The organism is Nocardioides pakistanensis (assembly GCF_054781215.1).
On record NZ_BAAGUV010000072.1, the window covers coordinates 1 to 21903 of the forward strand.

Here is a 21903-nt window from a genome sequence, read left to right on the forward strand (position 1 = left end):
CGGATGGGGCCATGGGGTGGGGAAATTCAGTGAGCAGAACTGGGGAGATTCACCTGAGCGTCATCACGGTCCCCGCTTCGCGCCGTACGGCAGCTGCTCGGAACGTCGTACGACACGACGAAGGCCCCGGCGTCACCGCCGGGGCCTTCGTGCTGCAGCGAGGATCAGATCACGCCGGTGATGTAGTCCACGTTGTCGTACTTGTTGTTCGCGTTGTACTCGAAGATACCGATCGTCGCCTTGGTCGGGCTTCCGGTCTCGCCGAGGTCGACCGGGCCGGAGACACCCTGGTAGTCGATGTCCTCGCCGTCGGCCAGGAGGTCCTTGCACTCCTGGAAGGTGGTGCACTCGGTGCCACCCTCGGAGACCTCGATGATGGAGGGAGCAAAGCTCTCCGGGTGGTCGGTGCCGGCAGCCTCCGCCGCGAGCGCGGTGAGGATGGTGGCGTCGTAGGACTCCGGGCCGTAGGTGTAGCTGGTGAGGTTCGGGTCGACCTCGTCCATCCGCTTCTTGAAGTCGGCGGTCAGCTCAGCACCGGGGTACGTCGCACGAACACCCTCGAGCGTGCCCTTCGGGAAGTCCTTGGAGTAGTCGGCGGTGTTGCCGTCGACGAAGTAGATCTGGACGTCCTGCGGGCCGACACCCTTCGAGATCAGCTGCGGGATGATCTTCGTGGTCTCGTTGAACGCCACCAGCACGATCGCGTCCGGCTGCGCCGCAGCGATCTCGTTGACCTCGGCGGTGTAGTTCGTCGCGTCGGCGGAGTACAGGATCTTCGCCGCCACGGTCGCGCCGCCGCCCTCGAGGCCCTCGGCGGTCTGGTTCGCGAGCAGCTCGCCGTAGGAGTCCTGGCGGGCCAGGATGGCAACGTTGCTGTGACCGTCCTCGATCACCAGGTTCGACAGCACCGCACCCTGGAGCACGTCGGAGGGCGCGGTCCGGAAGTACAGGTTCTTCGGGTCGGTATCGGGGTCGTCGAAGGACGGCGAGGTGTTCGCGGGCGAGAACTGCACGACGCCGGCGTCGGTGATCTTGTTGATCACCGACAGCGAGACGCCCGAGGCCGCGGCACCAATGACCACGTCGGCGTTGGCTGCAAGCAGCTTGTCCACCTGCGCGCCCGCGATGTCGGGGGTGCCGTCACCGGAGTCCGCCTTGGTCTGGGTGACGTCCTTGCCGAGAACGCCGCCGGCTGCGTTGATGTCCTGGATCGCCGCGTCCACACCGGCGAACTCCGGGGGACCGAGGAACGCCAGGTCACCGGTCTGCGGCAACAGCGTGCCGACGTGGAGGGTGCCGTCACCCTGCTGCACGGGCGACTCGCTGGTGTCGGGGCTCTCCGAGGCAGTTGGTTCGGAGCCGGTGTCGGTCTCGTTGCCGTCGTCACCGCAGGCAGTCAGCACGAGCGTCGCGGTCGCCAGCACGGCAGCCGCGCGCCAGGCACGGGTAGGGCGAATCATGGAGCCTCCGTCTGAAGGGCGTGTGCAGCGACCGGGGATCACCGGTGAACGCTGCGTCCTTGTGGTTGCAGAGAACCTAGCGCCCAGCCCGGGTGTGGTGTGCGTCTCATTAGAAATTGCACCCCGGTCGTTGCCGATTCGTGATCCAGTCGGCGTCCATCTGCCCGATCTGCCCGGTGGGCTGGACCGGCTGCCGCGGATCCGGCGCGGCGATCACCTCCGGATACGTGCTCTGCGGCTCAGCTCGTCTCGCCCGCCGCGATGCCCGGGCCGTGGGTGATGACGCCCTCGGCGACCTGCCGCATCGACAGCCGCAGGTCCATGGCGGTCTTCTGGATCCACCGGAACGACTCCGGCTCGCTGAGCTCGAGCTGCTGCTGCAAGATGCCCTTCGCACGATCCACGAGCTTGCGGGTCTCCAATCTCTCGGTCAGGTCGGCGACCTCGTTCTCGAGCATCTGCAGCTCCGCGAACCGGCTGACCGCCATCTCGATCGCCGGCACCAGGTCGTGCTTGCTGAACGGCTTGACCAGGTACGCCATCGCACCGGCGTCCCGCGCCCGCTCGACCAGCTCACGCTGGCTGAACGCGGTCAGGATGACCACCGGCGCGATCCGCTTCTCGGCGATCCGTTGTGCAGCGGTGATGCCGTCGAGCTTGGGCATCTTCACGTCCAGCACGACCAGGTCCGGGTGCAGCTCCTCGGCGAGCTCGACGGCCCGCTCTCCGTCGCCGGCCTGACCGACCACGTCGTAGCCCTCCTCCCCCAGCATCTCGGCCAGATCGAGCCGGATCAGGGCCTCGTCCTCGGCGATCACGACGCGACGGGTGGGGCTGGAGGTCGGCTGCTCGGTCACGTCACAAAGGCTAGTGCTGCACGGTCGACGCGCGCACACCGGTGTCGGTGTGATCCGGTACGGTGGTGCCGCGCAATTTGGCCGGGTTGGCGGAACGGCAGACGCGATGCCCTCAAAAGGCATTGTCCGAAAGGGCGTGTGGGTTCGAATCCCACACCCGGCACCAACTTGCTCGTCACCGGATTCTTGTCGGACGGCTCTGACAATCTCGGCACATGGGGCACATCCGATCCGATGAGACCGTCGCCAGCGCACTCCGCGCCTCCGACGCTGGGATGCCCGACGCTCTCAACGCCGAGATGCACGGCGTGGCGGTCAAGACGATCCGGCGGTGGCGTCGGGAGTACCAACGTCGCGGCCGGAATCGCGACCAGTCACATCTCCTCGCAAAATGCCCCCGCTGCGACGGAGTCGAACTCGACAGATCAGCCTACGCCGAGCTGTTCGGCTGGTAGCTCGGCGACGGTCACATCGACCTCGGCCGGCGCGGTGTCTATGGCTTGCACATCTTCAACGATGCGCAGTACGTCGGCCTCAACTCCCATATCGCAGTCCTCATGACTCGCGTCAAACCCGGATGCCGCCCGCACACCCGTCACACGAACGGCGCGATCGTCATTACAGTCGGCTGGAAGCACTGGCCCTGCCTGTTCCCTCAGCACGGACCGGGACGCAAGCACGAGCGCACGCTGGCGCTGGAGCCGTGGCAACGGGTGATCGTCGAGAGCCACCCGGCCGACTTCCTGCGCGGCCTGTTCCACTCCGACGGCTGCCGCGTGAACAACTGGACCACTCGTGTCGTGGCCGGGGAGAGGAAGCGCTACGACTACCCACGCTGGCAGTTCACCAACAAGTCCGCCGACCTCCGCCGGTGGTGCTGCGAGGCGTTGGAGCTGGCCGGGGTCCCGTGGAGGCAGAGCAACTGGAAGACGATCTCGGTGTCGACGCGCGCCGGTGTCGCGAGGCTCGACGAGCTGATCGGGCCGAAGACGTGACGGGCACGACGGGCATGGATCCACGAGACGCGACGGTGGAACCGCCCCGCGCTGCCCGGGCCGCACCCGTCGCACACCCGGCTGACCGTCGTACGCCTGCGGGCGGCGCGCGACGTCAGGACGGACGGCGGTAGGCCGGCGCGATCTCGTTGATGGCGTCGCCCATGCGGTGGATGCGCAGGGCGTTCGTCGAGCCCGGGATACCCGGGGGGCTGCCACCGATGATCACGACGAGGTCGCCCTCCTGGACGCGCCCGATCTGAAGCAGCGCCTCGTCGACCTGGCGCACCATCTCGTCGGTGTGGTGCACCGGCGAGGTCTTGAACGTCTCGATCCCCCAGGACAGCGCCAGCTGTGAGCGGACGGCCGCGACCGGCGTGAACGCCAGGATCGGGATCCGCGCTCGGTGCCGCGAGAGGCGGCGGGCGGAGTCACCGCTCTGGGTGAACGCGACGAGATACTTCGCCTCGACCCGCTCGGCCACCTCGATCGCGGCCTTCGCGATCACACCGCCCCGGGTGTGCGGCTGCCAGTTGATCTCCTCCATCCGGTCGAGGGCGTGGCGCTCCGTGGAGGCGATGATGCGGGCCATCGTCTCGACCGTCTCGATCGGGTAGTCACCCACGCTGGTCTCGCCGGACAGCATGACCGCGTCGGCTCCGTCGAGCACCGCGTTGGCCACGTCGGAGGCTTCCGCGCGGGTGGGACGGGGCGCCGAGATCATCGACTCGAGCATCTGTGTCGCCACGATGACCGGCTTCGCGTTGAGCCGGGCAGCGTCGACGATCCGGGCCTGGATCACCGGGACGTCCTCGAGCGGGCACTCCACCCCGAGGTCGCCGCGAGCGACCATCACGCCGTCGAAGGCGTCGATGATCTCGTCGAGGTTGTCGACGGCCTGGGGCTTCTCGATCTTGGCGATCACGGGGAGGAAGATGCCCTCCTCCCGCATGATCTCGCGAACGTCCTCGACGTCGGCGGCGGATCGGACGAACGACAGGGCGATGAAGTCGACGGTCAGGCGCAGCGCGAAGCGGAGGTCGTCCTTGTCCTTCTCCGACAGGGCGGGCACCGAGACCGCCACGCCCGGGAGGTTGATGCCCTTGTGGTTGCTGACCGTCCCCGGCACGACTACGGAGGTGTGCACGTCGGCACCCTCGACCGCGGTCACGGCCAGCCGGACCTTGCCGTCGTCGATGAGGATCGGGTCGCCGACGTTCACGTCGCCGGGGAGACCGTCGTACGTCGTGGAGCAGACCGATGCGTCACCGGGCACGTCACGGGTGGTGATCGTGAAGGCCTGACCCTCGACCAGGTCGACCGGACCGCCGGCGAACTTGCCCAGGCGGATCTTGGGGCCCTGGAGGTCGGCGAGGATGCCGACGCCGTGGCCGGAGGCGTCCGACGCCTCGCGGACCAGCTTGTAGCGACGCTCCTGCTCGGCGTGGGTCCCGTGGCTCATGTTGAGCCGGGCGACGTCCATCCCGGCATCGACGAGCTCCCGGATCCGCTCCGGCGACTCGGTTGCAGGGCCAAGGGTGCAGACGATCTTTGCTCTACGCACGGACTCGACCCTAGCGTCCTGGACTTGATCGTTCCAACCCGCCACGGCGCCGGGGTCCCGCCGCCTCAGTTTTCCCTAGTGAACGTGGGAAAACCGGACCTGTCATGGCAAATATGCCGCGCCAAGTCCGGTTTTACCCAGCCGACTTGGGAAAGCCGTGAACGCGTCAGACCATCAGCGGGCGCTCGGTCGGCGGGATCGGCGACGGGAGCGTGGTCGCACCGGTCAGGTAGCTGTCGACCGACGCCGCGGCGGCGCGGCCCTCGGCGATCGCCCAGACGATCAGCGACTGGCCGCGCCCGGCGTCGCCGGCGACGAAGACCCCGTCGACCGAGGACATGTAGTCCTTGCCCCGCGCCACGTTGCCGCGCTCGTCGAGGTCGACGCCGAGCTGGGAGACCAGGCCGTCCGGCTCCGGGCCGGTGAAGCCCATCGCGAACAGCACCAGGTCGGCCATGATCTCGTGCTCGCTGCCCGGGATCTCGGTGAGCTTGCCGTCGCGCATCTCGACCTCGACCAGGCGGAGCGCCCGCACGTGACCGTCGCTGTCGCCGAGGAACTCCTTGGTCGACACGGAGTACACCCGCTCGCCACCCTCCTCGTGCGCCGAGGAGACCCGATAGGTCATCGGGTACGTCGGCCAGGGCTGGCCCGCCGGACGGTCCTCGCCCGGACGCGGCATGATCTCCAGCTGCGTCACCGACGTGGCGCCCTGCCGGTGCGAGGTGCCGAGACAGTCGGCACCGGTGTCGCCACCGCCGATGATCACCACGTGCTTGCCGGTCGCGGTGATCTGGTCCTCGACGGTGTCGCCGAGCGCGACCCGGTTGGCCTGCGGCAGGAACTCCATCGCCTGGTGGATGCCGGCGAGCTCACGCCCGGGCACCGGCAGGTCACGAGCCACGGTGGAGCCGATGGCGAGGACGACGGCGTCGTACCGGTCCTTGAGCTGCTGCCCGGTGAGCTTCGTGCCCACCTCGACACCGGCCCGGAACACCGTGCCCTCGCGCTTCATCTGGTCCAGACGACGGTCGAGGTACTTCTTCTCCATCTTGAACTCGGGGATGCCGTAGCGCAGCAGCCCGCCGATCCGGTCTGCGCGCTCGTACACCGCCACCGTGTGGCCGGCCCGGGTCAGCTGCTGGGCAGCGGCGAGGCCGGCCGGGCCGGAGCCGACGACGGCGACCGTCTTGCCGCTGAGCCACTCCGGTGGCTGGGGCCGGACGTAGCCGGAGTCCCACGCACGGTCCGCGATCGCGACCTCGACGTTCTTGATGGTCACCGGGTCCTGGTTGATGCCGAGCACGCAGGCGGTCTCGCACGGTGCCGGGCAGAGCCGGCCGGTGAACTCCGGGAAGTTGTTCGTCGCGTGCAGCCGCTCGATCGCCCCCTCCCAGTCGTCGCGCCAGACCAGGTCGTTCCACTCCGGGATGATGTTGCCCAGCGGGCAGCCCTGGTGGCAGAACGGGATGCCGCAGTCCATGCAGCGACCCGCCTGGGTGTTGATGATCGGCAGCAGCGAGCGGCCCGCCCCGTCGGGGTAGACCTCGTTCCAGTCCTGGACGCGTTCCTCGACCGGACGGCGGGACGCGACCTCGCGGCCGTGCTTGAGGAAACCTCTCGGGTCAGCCATGGAGAGCCTCCATCATCTTGGTCGCGGCCTCGTCCTCGGTGAGGCCTTCCTCGAGCGCCTCGGCACGCGCCTCGAGCACCCTCTTGTAGTCGCTGGGCATCACCTCGGTGAACCGCGCCAGCGTCGCCGGCCAGTCCTCCAGCAGCGCAGCGGCCACCGGCGACTCGGTCTCCTCCAGGTGCCGGCGTACGGCGGTCTCCAGCTCCTCTGCAGCCGAGCCCTCCACCGGGCGCAGCTCGACGAGCTCGCCGTTCACGCGGCCCCGGTCGAGGTCCAGCACGTAGGCCACCCCGCCGGACATCCCGGCCGCGAAGTTGCGACCGGTCGGACCGAGCACGACGACCGTGCCCCCGGTCATGTACTCGCAGCCGTGGTCGCCGACGCCCTCGACGACGGCGAGCGCGCCGGAGTTGCGCACGCAGAACCGCTCGCCGACCTGACCGCGCAGGAAGATCTCTCCCGACGTGGCGCCGTAGCCGATCACGTTGCCGGCGATGATCTGCTCCTCGGCGGAGAAGGTCGCCGACCGTGCCGGACGGACCACGATCCGGCCGCCCGAGAGGCCCTTGCCGACGTAGTCGTTGGCGTCCCCCTCGAGGCGCAGCGTGACGCCCCGCGGCACGAACGCACCGAAGGACTGCCCGGCCGAGCCGGTGAAGGTGATGTCGATCGTGCCGTCGGGGAGGCCCTCGCCCTTGTAGCGCTTGGTGACCTCGTGGCCGAGGATCGTGCCCACGGTGCGGTTGACGTTGCGGATCTCGATCTGGGCCCGCACCGGTTCACCGCGCTCGAGGGCGTCGGCGGCAAGCTTGACCAGCTCGTTGTCGAGCGCCTTGTCGAGACCGTGGTCCTGACCGGTGGTGTTGCGCCGGGCGGCCCCCTCGGGCAGCGCCGGCACGTGCAGGATCGGGGTCAGGTCCAGCCCGGCCGCCTTCCAGTGGTCGACGGCCTTGCGGGTGTCGAGCATCTCCGCGTGCCCGATCGCCTCGTCGAGCGAGCGGAACCCGAGCTCGGCGAGGTACTCACGCACCTCCTCGGCGATGTACTCGAAGAAGTTGACCACGAACTCCGGCTTGCCGGTGTAGCGCTCGCGCAGCACCGGGTTCTGGGTGGCCACGCCCACCGGGCAGGTGTCGAGGTGGCAGACGCGCATCATGATGCAGCCCGACACCACCAGCGGCGCGGTCGCGAACCCGAACTCCTCGGCGCCCAGCAGCGCAGCCACGACGACGTCACGGCCGGTCTTGAGCTGGCCGTCGGCCTGCACCACGATCCGGTCGCGCAGCCCGTTGAGCAGCAGGGTCTGCTGGGTCTCGGCGAGGCCGAGCTCCCAGGGACCGCCGGCATGCTTGAGCGAGGTCAGCGGCGAGGCGCCGGTGCCGCCGTCGTGCCCGGAGATGAGTACGACGTCCGCGTGCGCCTTCGACACACCGGCCGCGACCGTGCCCACACCGACCTCGGCGACGAGCTTCACGTGCACCCGCGCCGACGGGTTGGCGTTCTTCAGGTCGTGGATCAGCTGGGCGAGGTCCTCGATCGAGTAGATGTCGTGGTGCGGCGGCGGCGAGATCAGCCCCACCCCCGGCGTGCTGTGCCGGGTCTTGGCGACCCACGGGTACACCTTGTGGCCGGGCAGCTGGCCGCCCTCGCCGGGCTTGGCGCCCTGCGCCATCTTGATCTGGATGTCGTCGGAGTTCGTGAGGTACTCCGCCGTCACGCCGAACCGGCCCGAGGCGACCTGCTTGATCGAGGAGCGGCGCTCGGGGTCGTAGAGCCGCTCGGGGTCCTCGCCGCCCTCACCGGTGTTGGACTTGCCGCCCAGCCGGTTCATCGCGATCGCGAGGGTCTCGTGCGCTTCCTTGCTGATCGAGCCGTAGGACATCGCGCCGGTGGAGAACCGCTTCACGATCTCCGAGACCGGCTCGACCTCCTCGATCGGCACCGGCGGGCGGTCGCTCTTGAAGGAGAACAGCCCGCGCAGCGTCATCAGCCGCTCGGACTGGTCGTCGACACGCTGGGTGTACTGCTTGAAGATGTCGTAGCGCCCGGTCCGGGTCGAGTGCTGCAGGCGGAAGACCGTCTCGGGGTCGAACAGGTGCGGCTCGCCCTCGCGACGCCACTGGTACTCGCCACCGATCTCGAGCGCTCGGTGTGCCGGCGGCAGGCCGTCGACGGGGTAGGCCTTGCGGTGCCGCTTGGCGACCTCCTCGGCGACCACGTCGATGTCCACGCCGCCGAGCTTGCTGACGGTGCCGGTGAAGTACTTGTCAACCAGCGACTGGGAGAGCCCGATCGCCTCGAAGATCTGGGCGCCGGTGTACGACGCGACCGTCGAGACGCCCATCTTGCTCATCACCTTGAGCACGCCCTTGCCGAGCGCCTTGACGAGGTTCTTGACCGCCTTGTCCGGGTCGACGTCGACGTAGTGGCCGTCGCGGGCCAGGTCCTCGACGCTCTCCATCGCGAGGTAGGGGTTCACCGCCGCGGCGCCGTAGCCGATCAGCAGCGCGACGTGGTGGACCTCGCGGACGTCACCGGCCTCCACGAGCAGCCCGACCTGGGTGCGGGTCTTCTCCCGGACCAGGTGGTGGTGCACCGCACCGGTCAGCAGCAGCGACGGGATCGGCGCCAGGTCCGCGGTCGAGTGCCGGTCCGACAGCACGATGATCCGCGCGCCGTCTGCGATCGCGGCGGACACCTCGGCACAGATCTCGTCGATCCTCCGGGCCAGCGCCTCTCCCCCGCCCTCGACCTCGTAGAGGCCGCGGGAGACGTGGGTGATGAAGCCGGGCATGTCACCGTCACGGTTGATGTGCCGGATCTTGGCCAGGTCGTCGTTGTCGATGACCGGGAACGGCAGCACCACCTGCCGGCAGGACGCCGGCGTCGGCTCGAGCAGGTTCGCCTCGGGGCCGATCGTGCTCGACAGCGAGGTCACGAGCTCCTCGCGGATCGCGTCGAGCGGCGGGTTCGTGACCTGTGCGAACAGCTGCGTGAAGTAGTCGAACAGCAGCCGCGGCCGGTCCGACAGCGCCGCGATCGGGGTGTCGGTGCCCATCGAGCCGATCGGCTCGGCGCCGGTCTTGGCCATCGGCGTGAGGAGGATGCGCTTCTCCTCCTCGGTGTAGCCGAAGATCTGCTGGCGGCGGGTGACCGAGGCGTGGGTGTGCACGATGTGCTCGCGCTCGGGGAGGTCGTCGAGGTGGATCAGCCCGGCGTGCAGCCACTCGTCGTACGGCTGGTCGGCGGCCAGCTCGGCCTTGATCTCCTCGTCCTCGATGATCCGGTGCTCCTCGGTGTCGACGAGGAACATCCGGCCCGGCTGCAGCCGTCCCTTGCGTACGACGGTCGCCGGGTCGATGTCGAGCACGCCCACCTCGGAGGCCATCACGACCAGCCCGTCGTCGGTGACCCAGTAGCGGCTCGGGCGTAGGCCGTTGCGGTCGAGCACGGCGCCGATCTGCGTGCCGTCGGTGAAGACGACTGCAGCCGGACCGTCCCACGGCTCCATCAGCGAGGCGTGGAACTTGTAGAACGCCTTGCGCTTCTCGTCCATCTCGGCGTGGTTCTCCCACGCCTCGGGGATCATCATCAGCACCGCGTGCGGCAGCGAGCGACCGCCCATGTGCAGGATCTCGAGGACCTCGTCGAAGGAGGCGGAGTCCGACGCACCCGGGGTGCAGATCGGGTAGAGCCGCTCCAGGTCCCCGGGGATCAGGTCGCTGGCCAGCAGCGCCTCGCGGGCGCGCATCCAGTTGCGGTTGCCCATGACGGTGTTGATCTCGCCGTTGTGGGCGATGAACCGGAACGGGTGCGACAACGGCCAGCTCGGGAAGGTGTTCGTGGAGAACCGTGAGTGCACCACGCCGACCGCGGACTCCATCCGCTCGTCGCGCAGGTCGGGGTAGAACCGGTCGAGCTGGTCGGTGGTCAGCATGCCCTTGTAGGCGATGGTGCGCGAGGACAGCGACGGGAAGTACACATCGGTCTCGCGCTCCGAGCGCTTGCGCAGCACGAAGGCCAGCCGCTCCAGGGCCATGCCCACGAGACGGCCGGAGGACGCGGTGACGAACAGCTGGCTGAACGTCGGCATCACGCTGAGCGCGGTGGCACCGAGGATGCCCGGCTCGACGGGGACGTCACGCCAGCCGAGGACGGCCAGGCCCTCCTCCGCGGCGATCTCCTCGATCCGGGCGCGGGTCTTGGCGACCTGCTCCTCGTCGCCGGGCAGGAACGCGGTGCCGACGGCGTAGCTGCGGGCGGGCGGCAGCTCGAAGTCGACGACCGCGCGGAAGAAGGTGTCAGGGACCTGGAGCAGGATGCCCGCTCCGTCACCTGAGTCGGGTTCGGCCCCCGTGGCGCCACGGTGCTCGAGGTTGCGCAGGGCGGTGATCGCCTTGCTGACGATGTCGTGGCTGGCAACGCCGGTCAGGGTTGCGACGAAGGCGACACCGCACGCGTCGTGCTCGTGAAGTCCGTCGTAGAGCCCCTGGGGCGGCGGGAATGCTTGCATGAGGCACTCTCCCGTCGTCGTGACCACCGGCACGGCGAGAGCAACGCCGGTGCTGTCATGTGCATGCGCGGGACGACATTGGCCCAGGCGGAGACTGAAGCGTACAACATCGGGAGCCGACGGCACCCCCTGCGAATGCCGGGAAGATCACACTCCGGCGCGGCTCGATGCCGTGCGATCAGCCCAGGTTCGCACCGACCGCGGCACCGACGCCGTAGGTGAGCGCGGCTGCCGCGGCGCCGAGGAACATCTGCCTCGCCCCGCCGTACACCCACGACCGGGTGGTGACCTGGGTGACCACCGCACCGGCGCCGAAGAGCGCGATCAGGGTGATGACCAGGCCCGGCAGAAGGGTGTCGGCGCCGAGGAAGTACGGCACCAGAGGAACCAACGCGCCCAGGGCGAAGGCGACGAAGGACGAGATCGCCGCGAGCCAGGGCGAGGCCAGGTCCTCGGGGTCGACGCCGAGCTCCTCCCTGGCGTGGACGGCGACCGCGTTGTCGACGTCCCGGTGGATCTGCCGGGCCACCTCGTGGGCGAGGCTCTCGTCGAGCCCCTTCCCGACGTACATCTCCGCCAGCTCGTGCGCCTCACCCTCGGGGTTGGCGAGGATCTCACGCCGTTCCTTCTCCACCTCCCGGGCCGCGGCCTCGGACTGGCTGGCCACGGAGGTGTACTCCCCCACCGCCATCGAGAAGGCCCCCGCCGCCAGCCCGGCGAGGCCGGCGAGCACCACGGCGGTCGAGCTGTCCGCGGCGCGCGTGCCGCCGGCGACACCGGCGATCAGGGCGACGTTGGACACCAGCCCGTCGCTCGCTCCGAAGACCGCCGGTCGCAGCCACCCTCCCGTGACGTCGGGGTGCTCGTGGTTGACGGAGGGAACGTGGGGGTCCTGAGGCGTCATGGGGCTCAAGTTAGCCCGCGCTGCTTGAGATTTCATCGAAGGGGAGCCTCACCTCACCCTCCCCCGGCTGCTCAGGTCGCGGGACCGTCCGGCGACCCTGTGACTTCCTCCGCGACGGGCTCGGAGCCGGGCCGCCAGACCGTCTCCTCACGGCCGGGGTGGCGGCGCGAGGACCACACGAAGTACCCGGCGGCGGCGAGGAACAGGGCGATCGAGGTCCACACGTTCAGGCGCAGGCCGAGTACGTCGTTCATCTGCACCGAGTCGATCCGCAGCGACTCGATCCAGCCACGGCCGGCGGTGTAGCCCATCACGTAGAGCGCGAACGCGCGGCCGTAGCCGAGCCGGAACCGACGGTCGGCCCAGATCACCAGGCCGGCGACACCGAGGTTCCAGACGAACTCGTAGAGGAACGTCGGGTGGAAGGTCTCCACGTCGCCGTACCCCTCGGGCCGGTGCTCGGGGTCGATCTCCAGGCCCCACGGCAGGGTGGTCGGCCGGCCGAACAGCTCCTGGTTGAACCAGTTGCCCCAGCGGCCGATCGCCTGCGCCAGCGCGATGCCGGGGGCCAGGGCGTCGGCCAGCGGGAGGAACTTCACACCCGCCTGCCGGGCACCGATCCACGCCCCGAGCGCGCCGAACGCGATCGCGCCCCAGATCCCGAGGCCGCCCTGCCACACGTAGAGGGCGGTGATCGGGTCCCGGCCCTCGCCGAAGTACAGCTGGTAGTCGGTGATCACGTGGTAGAGGCGGCCGCCGACGAGACCGAACGGCACCGCCCAGATCGCGATGTCGCTGACCTGGCCGGGACGTCCGCCCCGGGCGACCCACCGCCGCTCCCCCAGCCACACCGCGACCACGACGCCGAGGATGATCGCGAGCGCGTAGGCGCGAAGCGGGAACGGCCCGAGGTACCAGACACCCTGGTCCGGGCTCGGGATGGCGGCTGCGATCACGATGCGGGGCTGCTTTCTGTCTCGTCCAGCAGGGCGGCGAGGTCCTCGGCCAGCAGCTCGGGGGCCGTGCCCTCGGTCCACACGATCGGCGAGCGGTCGTGGTCGTCGATGGCCACGATCTGCGTGCCGTGGTTGATCTCGTAGCCACCCGACGGCATCTTCGCGCCCTTCTCGATCGCCACGCCGAGCGCGTTCGCGGCCTTCACGATCGTGTCCAGGTCCCCGGTGAGCCCCTCGAACTCCGGGTTGAACCGGTCGAGGTAGGTCCGCAGCGTCTTCGCGTCGTCGCGGGCCGGGTCGCTGGTCACCAGCAGCACGTCGACCTGGTCCTGCTGCTCGGGCTCGAGCCGGGCGACGGCGGAGGCGATGTCTGCCATCACGATCTGGCAGATGTCGGGGCAGTGCGTGTAGCCGAAGAACACCAGCGTGATCGGTGCGGTGGTGTCCTTCGTCAACGAGAAGTCGGATCCGTCGGTCGCGGTCAGCGTGACGTCCGGTACGACGTACTGCTCGGTGAGCACCGCCCCGTGCATGCCGTCGGGGTTGCTCTCCACGAACCCGCTCGTCGTGCCCCCGGCCTGCCCGCCGCACGCAGCGAGCACGGTGAGCGTGGAGGCCGAGATCAGGGCCGCGACCCGGCGTCGGGTGCGCGACCGGGCGTCAGCGCCCACGGCGGACACCGGCGGCGAGCTCCCGGGTGAGCTCGGCCAGCGACTCGAGCCCGGCATGACGGTCCGCGCCGGCGTCGAGCAGCCGCCGCACGAACGCCGAGCCGACGATCACGCCGTCGGCGAAACCGGCGACCTCGGCCGCCTGGTCGCCGCTCGACACGCCGAGTCCGACGCCGACCGGCAGGTCGGTCACCGCGCGGGTGCGCGCCACCAGCGGGCCGGCCAGCTCACTGGTGCTGGCCCGGGCCCCGGTCACGCCCATCACCGCGGTGGCGTAGACGAAGCCGCGGCAGGCCGCGGTCGTCATCGCCAGCCGCTCGTCGGTCGACGACGGGGCGACCAGGAAGACCTTGTCGAGGTCGCGGGCGTCCGCCGCGGCGATCCACTCCTCGGCCTCGTCGGGGACCAGGTCGGGGGTGATCAGGCCGGAGCCGCCGGCCGCGGCGAGGTCGGTGGCGAACCGCTCGACGCCGTACCGCTCGACGGGGTTCCAGTAGGTCATCACCACGACCTTGGCGCCGGTGGCCGCGACCTGCTCGACGATCCGGAACACGTCCGCGGTGCGCACCCCGCCCTCGAGCGCCCGCTGCGCTGCCTCCTGGATCGTGGGCCCGTCCATGACGGGGTCGCTGTAGGGCAGGCCGACCTCGATCACGTCGCAGCCGTTGTCGACCATCGTGCGCATCGCCTCGATGGAGCCGTCGACGTCGGGGAAGCCTGCCGGCAGGTAGCCGACGAGCGCCGCGCGCCCCTCGGCGCTGGCGGCCTCGAACGCCGGTCGGGTGGAGCCGCTCACAGCTGCACCTCCCCCGCGCCCTCGCCGGCCGCCGAGTCAGGCCCGGCACCGGCGGCGTCGTCGGGGCGGGTCTGGCCGAGGCCGAACCACTCGATGGCGGTGGCCATGTCCTTGTCACCACGGCCGGAGAGGTTCACCACGATCACCGCCTCCGGGCCGAGCTCACGCGCCAGGTCCATCGCTCCGGCGACGGCGTGCGCGGACTCGATCGCCGGAATGATCCCCTCGGTGCGAGCCAGCAGCGCCATCGCGTCCATCGCCTGGGCGTCGGTGATCGGGCGGTACTCGGCGCGGCCGGTGTCGGCCAGCCACGCGTGCTCGGGACCGACGCCGGGGTAGTCGAGCCCGGCCGAGATCGAGTGCGACTCGACCGTCTGGCCGTCCTCGTCCTGGAGCACGTAGGTGCGGGCGCCGTGGAGCACGCCCACCTGGTGGGCCCAGATGGTGGCGGCGTGGCGCGGGGTGTTCACCCCGTCACCGGCTGCCTCGAAGCCGTAGAGGCGCACCGACGGGTCCTCGATGAACGCCTCGAACATGCCGATCGCGTTGGAGCCGCCGCCGACACAGGCCGCGACCGCGTCGGGCAGCCGGCCGACGAGCTCCTGCACCTGCACCCGGGTTTCGTCGCCGATGCCGCGGCAGAAGTCGCGCACCATCGCCGGGAACGGGTGCGACCCGGCGGCGGTGCCGAGCATGTAGTGGGTGTTGTCGACGCTGGCGACCCAGTCGCGCAGCGCCTCGTTGATGGCGTCCTTGAGCGTGCGCGAGCCTGACTTCACCGCGATCACCTCGGCGCCGAGCAGGTGCATCCGCGCGACGTTGAGGGCCTGCCGCTCGGTGTCCACCTCGCCCATGTAGATCACGCAGTCCAGGCCGAGGTAGGCGCACGCGGTGGCGGTTGCGACGCCGTGCTGGCCGGCGCCGGTCTCGGCGATCACCCGGGTCTTGCCCATCCGCTTGGTGAGCAGCGCCTGGCCCAGCACGTTGCGGATCTTGTGGGCGCCGGTGTGGTTGAGGTCCTCGCGCTTGAGCAGGATCCGGGCGCCGGCGACCTCGCTGAGCTTCGTGGCGTCGTACAGCAGGCTCGGCGTGCCGGCGTACTCCCGGAGCATCCGGTCGAACTCGGCGGTGAACTCCGGGTCGGCCATCGCCTCCTGCCAGGCGACGGTGAGCTCCTGGTGGGCGGCGATCAGTGCCTCGGGCATGAACCGGCCGCCGAACCGGCCGAAGTGACCCGACTCGTCGGGGAGTGCGCTCATGGGTGCGTGGTGACTTTCAGTCGCGTTGCTTCAGGGAGGGGTGGGCGCCTGCGGCGACGAGGTCGGCGACCGCGCTGCGCGGGTCGGTGCCCCGCACCAGCGTCTCCCCCACGAGTACGACGTCGGCGCCCTGCCGGGCGTACTCGATCACGTCATGGGGCCCGCGGACACCGGACTCGGCGACCCGCACCACGTCGTCGGGGATGCGAGGGGCCAGCCGGCTGAAGGTGTCCCGGTCGACCTCGAGGGTCTTCAGGTTGCGGGCGTTCACACCGATCAGTGTTGCTCCGGCCGCCAAGGCCCGCTCGACCTCGGCCTCGTCGTGCACCTCCACCAACGGGGTCAGCCCGATCGACTGGGCCCGGTCGACGAGGCACTCGAGCGCGACCTGGTCGAGCGCGGCGACGATCAGCAGCGCGAGGTCGGCACCCGCGGCGCGGGCCTCCCACAGCTGGTAGGAGGTGACGATGAAGTCCTTGCGGAGCACGGGGATGCCGACCTTCGCGCGCACCGCTCGGAGGTCGTCGAGGCTGCCGCCGAAGCGCCGCTGCTCGGTGAGCACGCTGATCGCGGCCGCTCCCCCCGCCTCGTAGTCCGCGGCCAGCGCCGCGGGGTCGCCGATCTCGGCCAGCGCGCCCTTGCTCGGGCTGGAGCGCTTCACCTCGGCGATGACGCTGACCCCGGGCGAGCGGAACCGCGGCATCGGGTCGAGCGCCTCGGGGGCGCGGCGGGCGGCGTCCTTGACCTCGTCGAGGGGTACGGCGGCCTGGCGCTCGGCGAGGTCGACGCGGACGCCGTCGACGATCTCGTCGAGAACGGACATGTCGCACCTCGCAGAGAAGGATCCGGAAACTGACCCACCCAGCCTCTCACGCCGCCGGAGCGGTCGCGGTGGGGAGGTCCGGATGGAGGAACGAGGGGGGGCGGGAGCCGCTCAGGGGGCGAGCCACTCCAGGCCGGGGAGGTTGCGCAGGATCGCGAAGGCCAGCGCGACACCGGCGAACGCGAGTGCGGCCGCCACTCCGCGCCGGTGCGGGACGACCCGGACGATGCCGCGCCACCGGTCGACGAACCAGCGGACCCAGAGGTAGCCGATCAGGGGGATGCTGCCGACGAAGAGCAGGTTGCTGGAGGCCGCTGCGGCGAGGTCGCCGTGGGTGAGCTCGTTGACCGCTCGCAGCCCGCCGCAGCCGGGGCAGTTGGTGCCGGTGAGCACCAGCCACGGGCAGAACAGGTAGCTGCCGGAGCGGGCCGGGTCACGCAGGTGCAGCACGACGCTGGCACCGAGCACGGCGCCGGCGACCAGGGCGGGCGCCGTCACCCGCTCCCGCCGGCCGGCGGGAGCGCCGTGATCGAGCGCCGCGAGGCTCATCGGGTCAACGGTTCACGGGCTCCGCGCCCATGCCCATCATCTGCATGATCTTGCCGACGATCAGGCCGACCGGCTGCAGGGCCACACCGACCCAGAACATCACCCAGTTGTCCAGGACCAGGCCGATCCCACCCACGACCCAGCCGATCAGCATGATCGTGACGCCGGTCCAGGCTGCGGGGGTGTTGCCGTGGTGAGCCATCGTTGAGGTCTCCTCGTGACACGTGGGTGTGCGGGGCGGCCCCGACGGTCCCGGGTGCCTGGCGTCATTCTAGGAGGTCGGGTCCCGGCCCTCGTCCAGCGCCCGCCACATGTCCTCGTCGGCGGCCGGCACGGCGGCCCGGCCGGCTGGTGCGTCGTACTTGGCGCCCATCGCCGGCCACGACGGTGAACGCAGCACGGCGACGGCGAACGCGACCGCGGTGCCGAACGCGCCGACGAGGGTCAGGTAGTACCACGCGGAGACGTTGGTCGCGAAGGTGTCGCCGGTGGCACCGCGGGCGACCGCGGCCTGGAGGGCGTCGTCTTGGAGGGTGCCGAGGCCGAGCAGCGTGACGGCGGCGGCGCCGAGGGCCGCGAGCAGCCCGACGGCCGCGACGAGCCGGCGCATCCGCCCTCGCATCACGAGCACGACGCCCCACGCGGCGAGCGCGACCAGGGCGAGAGCCGGGACGAGGGGCTGGGACTCGGCGCCGGTGACCGAGGCCTGCACCTTGATGCCCGCCGAGTCGGCCCGGGTGCTCGCCCACTCACGGGACGCGGCGACGGCCGCGAGCCCGGCCCCGGCCAGTCCGAGCACCACCGAGGTGGCGTAGCTGCGCTCAGCCATCGATCCGGGTGAGCAGGTCGCTGTCGAAGCAGGTGCGCGTGCCGGTGTGACAGGCCGCGCCCTCCTGGTCGACCTTGACCAGCAGGGTGTCGCCGTCACAGTCGAGCCGGACCTCCTTGACCCACTGGCGGTGGCCGGAGGTCTCCCCCTTGACCCAGTACTCCGACCGGGAACGGCTCCAGAACGTGGTCCGTCCGGTGGTCAGCGTGCGGTGCAGCGCCTCGTCGTCCATCCAGCCGAGCATCAACACCTCGCCGGTGTCGTGCTGCTGCACGACCGCGGCCACGAGGCCGTCGGCGTCGCGCTTGAGACGGTCGGCCACGGCCGCGTCGAGTGCCGTGCTGCCGGGGGCGGCGGGTGCTGAGGTCACCGCGCCAGTATCCCCCACCCCCTGATCACGCAGGGATCAGCGGTGCTCGTGCTGGGCCACCCAGGAGTCGTGCAGCCGCCGGTAGACACCGTCGACGCCGACCAGCTCGGCGTGCGGGCCGCGCTGGACCACCCGGCCCGCGTCGACGACCACCACCTCGTCGGCGTTCTCGGCCGTGGAGAGCCGGTGCGCGATCGTGACCGAGGTGCGGCCGCTCATCAGCCGCTCCAGGGCCTGGCCGATGCGCATCTCCAGCTGCGGGTCGACGGCGCTGGTGGCCTCGTCGAGGACGAGCAGGTCCGGGTCGGCCAGGTGCGCCCGGACCAGCGCGACCAGCTGCCGCTCCCCCGCCGAGAGCGACTCGCCGCGCTGCCCGACGCGGGTGGCCAGGCCGTGCGGCAGCCCGTCGAGCCAGTCGGACAGTCCGAGCTCGGCTGCGACAGCGCGGATGTCCTCGTCGGTCGCGTCGAGCCGGCCGTAGCGGGCGTTCGCGGCCAGGTCGGCGTCGAAGAGGAACCCCTCCTGCGGGACCATCACCACCCGCTCCCGCAGCGAGGCGAACGGCACCTCGCGCAGGTCGATCCCGTCGAGCCGAACCACCCCGCGGCTGGGGTCCATCAGCCGCGTGAGGAGCTTGGCGAGCGTGGTCTTGCCCGAGCCGGTCTCGCCGACCACGGCGACCCGGGAGCCCGGCTCGATGCGCAGGTCGATGTCGTGCAGCACCGGCCTCCCGCCGGGGTAGGCGAACTCGACGCCGTCGAACTCGATCGAGACCGGGCCACGCGGCAGGGCCGTGCCGGCCGGACCCGGGTCGACGACGTCGGCGGGGGTGTCGAGGATGCCGATCACCCGGCGCCAGCCGGCGATGGCGTTCTGGGCGTCGGTGAGCACCTGGGTGCCCATCTGCACCGGGCCCACGAACAAAGTCACGAGGAACGCGAAGGCGAGCACCTTGCCGGCGGTGATGTCGCCGTCCACGCCGAGCAGCACACCGACGATCAGCACGCCGGCGTTGGCGAGGCCGGCCGAGACACCGCCGAGGGAGAACGAGAACGCGGTCAGCCCCTGGGCCTTGGTCGAGGCCGCCTTGTGTCGGTCGATCGCGGTGTCGATCCGGCGCTGCGTGCGGTCCTCGATGGCGTAGGAACGGACGACCGCGGCGCCCACCACCGGCTCCGACACCGCCGAGAGCATCGCGCCGACCTGGCGGCGGACCACGCCGTAGGCCTCCGACAGCCGGCGCTGGAAGAAGCGCAGCGAGAGGAACAGCGGTGCGAAGCACAACCACACCACGATCGTCAGCTGCCAGCTGTACCAGGCCATGATCACCGTGGCGACCAGGATCTGGCCGACGCTGACCACGGCGATGATGCCGCCGAAGATCAGGAACTGCGAGACCTGGTCGACGTCGCTGGTCACCCGGGCGACGAGGGCCCCCCGCCGCTCGGTGTTCTGGGTCAGCAGCGGCAGGTCGTGCACGTGCCGGAACGCCTTGATCCGTAGCGTCGCCAGGCCGGTCTCGGCCGCGGCGAACAGCCGCGAGGTCATCAGGTACGACGAGGCGGCGGTCACCACGATCGCGACGGCCGCGAGGACGACCATCAGCGTCATGAACCCGGTGTCGGGGCGGCCGTCCGGCCCGTTCAGCCCCCGGTCCAGGGTCTGCTGCACGGCGATGGGTACGACGACCCGGCCCAGTGTCGCGACCACGGCGAAGAACAGCGTGCCCCAGAAACCGGCCTTGAGCTCCGGGGAGAGCTCGATGCCGCGGGCGAGGGTGCGCCAGGCCTTCATCGACTCGCCGGTGTCCATCGCCGTCGACGTCGTCGCGGTGCTCATCGCGGAGCCACCTCCTCCCCGGCTCCGGCGGGACGGTCGGAGGCATCCGCCTCGGCCGAACGCTCGGCGGCACGCTCCGCGGCGGCCTGCTCGTAGGCGTTGACGAGATCGGCGTAGCCGGGACTGCGGGCCAACAGCTCCTGGTGCGTGCCCTGGTCGGCGGCCCGGCCGCCGGCGAGGTAGACCACCTCGTCGGCGAGCGCGATCGTGGCCTTGCGGTAGGCGACGACGAGGATCGTGCTGCCGACGTCACGCAGGGCAGCCAGGATCCGGGCCTCCACCTCGGGGTCGACCGCCGAGGTGGCGTCGTCCATGACGAGCAGCCGCGGCCGCCGCACCAGTGCCCGGGCCAGCGACAGCCGCTGCCGCTGACCTCCGGACAGGGTGGCGCCGCGCTCGCCGAGGCGCGTGTCGAGGCCGTCGGGCAGCGCGGCGACGAAGCCGTCGGCCTGGGCGGTGCGCAGCGCGGCCCAGACCTCGTCGTCGTCGACGTCCTCGCCGAGGGTGACGTTGCCGCGCACGGTGTCGTCGAAGAGGAAGGTGTGCTGCGGCACGAGAGCCACGTGGTCGGCCAGTGCGCCGGCCTGCAGGTCACGCAGGTCGAGTCCGTCCAGCCGGACGGCCCCCTCGTCGGGGTCGACCAGGCGGACCAGGAGGGAGGTGAGCGTGCTCTTGCCCGACGCGGTGGCCCCGACGACGGCCACCGTGCGTCCCGGCTCGACGGTGAAGGTGAGGTCCTCCAGGAGCGACTGCTCGGGGTCGTGGCGGTAGGCCAGGTGGCTCACCTCGAGCCGCGCCCCGCTCGTGCCCGGGTCGATCCGCCGCTCGCCGTACACCATCTCCCCGGTGGCGGCGAGGACGCTGCTGACCCGGTCGAAACCGACCACGCTGCGTGGGAACTCCCCCACCAGCCAGCCGAGCGACCGGATCGGGAAGGCGACGATGGTCAGCAGGTAGGCGACGGTGACCACGTCGCCGGGGTCGGTCTGCCCGTTGAGCACCCGGAGGACGCCGACCGCGAGCACGGCGAGGACACCGAGGCTGGGCAGCGCCTCCAGCGCCGGGTCGAACGCCGCCCGCACCCGCCCGGCGCGCACCGCGACGTCGCGCAGCGCCTGCGCGCGCTCGGCGAACCGGGCGGTCTCCTCCTCCTCACGGCCCAGCGTCTTGACCACCAGTGCCCCGTCGAAGGACTCGTGCGCCACCTCGCTGACCTCGGCCCGCAGCGCCTGAGCCCGGGTGATCAGCGGCGACTGGAGGCGCTGGAAGGCGATGTTGGCGGCGATGACGAGCGGGAAGACCAGCAGGCCCACCAGCGCCATCACCACGTCGGCGACGAGCATCTGGGCCACGGCGATCACCATCATCGCCACCGTGCCGACCGCCATCGGCAGCGGCGCGATGGGCGCCCAGGCCGCCTCGACGTCGGCGTTGGCGTTGGACAGCAGCTGCCCGGTCGGGTGCTGCTGGTGCCAGACCATCGGCAGCCGGAGGTACTGCCGGGTCACCGCGCGGCGGGAGTGGGCCTGCATGCGGTACTGCATGACGCCGGCGCCGAGCCGGCGCGCGACGATGCCGACCGCGCGCAGGATCGCCACGCCGACGAACAGCGCGAGCACGGTCACCAGCCCGCCGGTCGTGGTCACGCCGGTGTCGAAGGCGGGCAGCACCACGTGGTCGGTGGCCCAGCCCAGCACCCAGGCGTCGGCGACCGTGAGCGCGCCGAACAGCAGGCTGCCCAGCGTGGACAACGTGAAGATCCCCGGCTCGCGCTTGATCGCCACCCAGAGCACGGCGAGGCCGTCACGGATCGTGCTGGCCCTGCTCCCGGTGGCCGGTCTCGTGGACCGTGTGGTGCTCAACGTCGCTCCTTCTTCGTTGGAAG

Annotated in this window: 18 protein-coding genes and 1 tRNA gene; 2 read left to right on the forward strand and 17 right to left on the reverse strand. The window is 70.8% G+C overall.

Features of this window, described 5'->3' with window-relative positions:
* Positions 1-164: 164 nt before the first annotated feature.
* Entirely contained in the window at positions 165-1460 is a 1296-nt protein-coding gene (locus ACYVIH_RS20495; protein ID WP_460871397.1) for an ABC transporter substrate-binding protein, read from the reverse strand.
* A 239-nt stretch (positions 1461-1699) separates the two neighbouring features.
* Positions 1700-2317, reverse strand: coding sequence for an ANTAR domain-containing response regulator (locus ACYVIH_RS20500; RefSeq protein ID WP_460871398.1), 618 nt, complete (start codon positions 2315-2317; stop codon positions 1700-1702).
* An 80-nt stretch (positions 2318-2397) separates the two neighbouring features.
* Between ACYVIH_RS20500 and ACYVIH_RS20505 the strand changes: the two genes are divergently transcribed.
* A tRNA-Leu gene (locus ACYVIH_RS20505) sits at positions 2398-2483 on the forward strand.
* Positions 2484-2874: 391 nt separating this feature from the next.
* Positions 2875-3312 (forward strand): hypothetical protein, encoded by a 438-nt coding sequence (locus ACYVIH_RS20510; RefSeq protein WP_460871399.1) that lies wholly within the window; start codon positions 2875-2877, stop codon positions 3310-3312.
* Between the two features lie 115 nt (positions 3313-3427).
* On the opposite strand, the gene pyk is transcribed toward ACYVIH_RS20510, so the two are convergent.
* The 15 genes from pyk to ACYVIH_RS20585 form a co-directional block, all read right to left on the reverse strand.
* Positions 3428-4876, reverse strand: a complete 1449-nt coding sequence (pyk, locus tag ACYVIH_RS20515) for a pyruvate kinase (protein ID WP_460871400.1) — start codon at positions 4874-4876, stop codon at positions 3428-3430.
* Positions 4877-5042: 166 nt separating this feature from the next.
* Positions 5043-6509, reverse strand: a complete 1467-nt coding sequence (locus ACYVIH_RS20520; protein WP_460871401.1) for a glutamate synthase subunit beta — start codon at positions 6507-6509, stop codon at positions 5043-5045.
* Entirely contained in the window at positions 6502-11022 is a 4521-nt protein-coding gene (gene gltB / locus ACYVIH_RS20525; RefSeq protein ID WP_460871402.1) for a glutamate synthase large subunit, read from the reverse strand. Before gltB ends, ACYVIH_RS20520 begins: the two co-directional genes overlap by 8 nt.
* Before the next feature lie 178 nt (positions 11023-11200).
* On the reverse strand, positions 11201-11926 hold the full coding sequence (locus tag ACYVIH_RS20530; RefSeq protein ID WP_460871403.1) for a VIT1/CCC1 transporter family protein: 726 nt from the start codon (positions 11924-11926) through the stop codon (positions 11201-11203).
* 71 nt (positions 11927-11997) lie between these two features.
* Positions 11998-12882, reverse strand: a complete 885-nt coding sequence (gene lgt / locus ACYVIH_RS20535) for a prolipoprotein diacylglyceryl transferase (RefSeq protein WP_460871404.1) — start codon at positions 12880-12882, stop codon at positions 11998-12000.
* Complete coding sequence (locus ACYVIH_RS20540; protein ID WP_460871405.1) at positions 12879-13553, reverse strand: SCO family protein; 675 nt, start codon at positions 13551-13553, stop codon at positions 12879-12881. Before ACYVIH_RS20540 ends, lgt begins: the two co-directional genes overlap by 4 nt.
* The gene (gene trpA, locus ACYVIH_RS20545) at positions 13543-14349 is read right to left on the reverse strand and encodes a tryptophan synthase subunit alpha (protein ID WP_460871406.1); all 807 of its coding nucleotides are present in this window, start codon (positions 14347-14349) and stop codon (positions 13543-13545) included. Before trpA ends, ACYVIH_RS20540 begins: the two co-directional genes overlap by 11 nt.
* Entirely contained in the window at positions 14346-15608 is a 1263-nt protein-coding gene (gene trpB, locus ACYVIH_RS20550; RefSeq protein ID WP_460871407.1) for a tryptophan synthase subunit beta, read from the reverse strand. Before trpB ends, trpA begins: the two co-directional genes overlap by 4 nt.
* 16 nt (positions 15609-15624) lie before the next feature.
* Positions 15625-16431 carry an indole-3-glycerol phosphate synthase TrpC gene (trpC, locus tag ACYVIH_RS20555; RefSeq protein WP_460871408.1) on the reverse strand — a complete coding sequence of 269 codons (807 nt, stop codon included), beginning with the start codon at positions 16429-16431 and terminating at the stop codon, positions 15625-15627.
* Between the two features lie 111 nt (positions 16432-16542).
* Positions 16543-16980, reverse strand: a complete 438-nt coding sequence (locus ACYVIH_RS20560) for a DUF2752 domain-containing protein (protein ID WP_460871409.1) — start codon at positions 16978-16980, stop codon at positions 16543-16545.
* A gap of 4 nt (positions 16981-16984) precedes the next feature.
* Entirely contained in the window at positions 16985-17182 is a 198-nt protein-coding gene (locus ACYVIH_RS20565) for an HGxxPAAW family protein (protein ID WP_460871410.1), read from the reverse strand.
* 69 nt (positions 17183-17251) lie between these two features.
* Positions 17252-17809, reverse strand: coding sequence for a Trp biosynthesis-associated membrane protein (locus tag ACYVIH_RS20570; protein WP_460871411.1), 558 nt, complete (start codon positions 17807-17809; stop codon positions 17252-17254).
* Positions 17802-18179 (reverse strand): phosphoribosyl-AMP cyclohydrolase, encoded by a 378-nt coding sequence (gene hisI / locus ACYVIH_RS20575; RefSeq protein WP_460871412.1) that lies wholly within the window; start codon positions 18177-18179, stop codon positions 17802-17804. The genes ACYVIH_RS20570 and hisI overlap by 8 nt, the downstream gene beginning before the upstream one ends.
* Before the next feature lie 36 nt (positions 18180-18215).
* Positions 18216-20018: an ABC transporter ATP-binding protein gene (locus ACYVIH_RS20580; protein WP_460871413.1), complete on the reverse strand. Its 1803-nt coding sequence runs from the start codon at positions 20016-20018 to the stop codon at positions 18216-18218.
* On the reverse strand, positions 20015-21880 hold the full coding sequence (locus ACYVIH_RS20585; protein ID WP_460871414.1) for an ABC transporter ATP-binding protein: 1866 nt from the start codon (positions 21878-21880) through the stop codon (positions 20015-20017). The genes ACYVIH_RS20580 and ACYVIH_RS20585 overlap by 4 nt, the downstream gene beginning before the upstream one ends.
* Positions 21881-21903: the final 23 nt, after the last annotated feature.

What these genes read in the sequence shown, in the direction of transcription:
- ACYVIH_RS20495 (WP_460871397.1), bottom strand. Translation starts at nt 1,460, where the DNA reads ATGATTCGCCCTACCCGTGCCTGGCGCGCGGCTGCCGTGCTGGCGACC.
- ACYVIH_RS20510 (WP_460871399.1), top strand. Translation starts at nt 2,875, where the DNA reads ATGACTCGCGTCAAACCCGGATGCCGCCCGCACACCCGTCACACGAAC.
- ACYVIH_RS20520 (WP_460871401.1), bottom strand. Translation starts at nt 6,509, where the DNA reads ATGGCTGACCCGAGAGGTTTCCTCAAGCACGGCCGCGAGGTCGCGTCC.
- gltB (WP_460871402.1), bottom strand. Translation starts at nt 11,022, where the DNA reads ATGCAAGCATTCCCGCCGCCCCAGGGGCTCTACGACGGACTTCACGAG.
- ACYVIH_RS20530 (WP_460871403.1), bottom strand. Translation starts at nt 11,926, where the DNA reads ATGACGCCTCAGGACCCCCACGTTCCCTCCGTCAACCACGAGCACCCC.
- trpB (WP_460871407.1), bottom strand. Translation starts at nt 15,608, where the DNA reads ATGAGCGCACTCCCCGACGAGTCGGGTCACTTCGGCCGGTTCGGCGGC.
- trpC (WP_460871408.1), bottom strand. Translation starts at nt 16,431, where the DNA reads ATGTCCGTTCTCGACGAGATCGTCGACGGCGTCCGCGTCGACCTCGCC.
- ACYVIH_RS20560 (WP_460871409.1), bottom strand. Translation starts at nt 16,980, where the DNA reads ATGAGCCTCGCGGCGCTCGATCACGGCGCTCCCGCCGGCCGGCGGGAG.
- ACYVIH_RS20565 (WP_460871410.1), bottom strand. Translation starts at nt 17,182, where the DNA reads ATGGCTCACCACGGCAACACCCCCGCAGCCTGGACCGGCGTCACGATC.
- ACYVIH_RS20570 (WP_460871411.1), bottom strand. Translation starts at nt 17,809, where the DNA reads ATGGCTGAGCGCAGCTACGCCACCTCGGTGGTGCTCGGACTGGCCGGG.
- ACYVIH_RS20580 (WP_460871413.1), bottom strand. Translation starts at nt 20,018, where the DNA reads ATGAGCACCGCGACGACGTCGACGGCGATGGACACCGGCGAGTCGATG.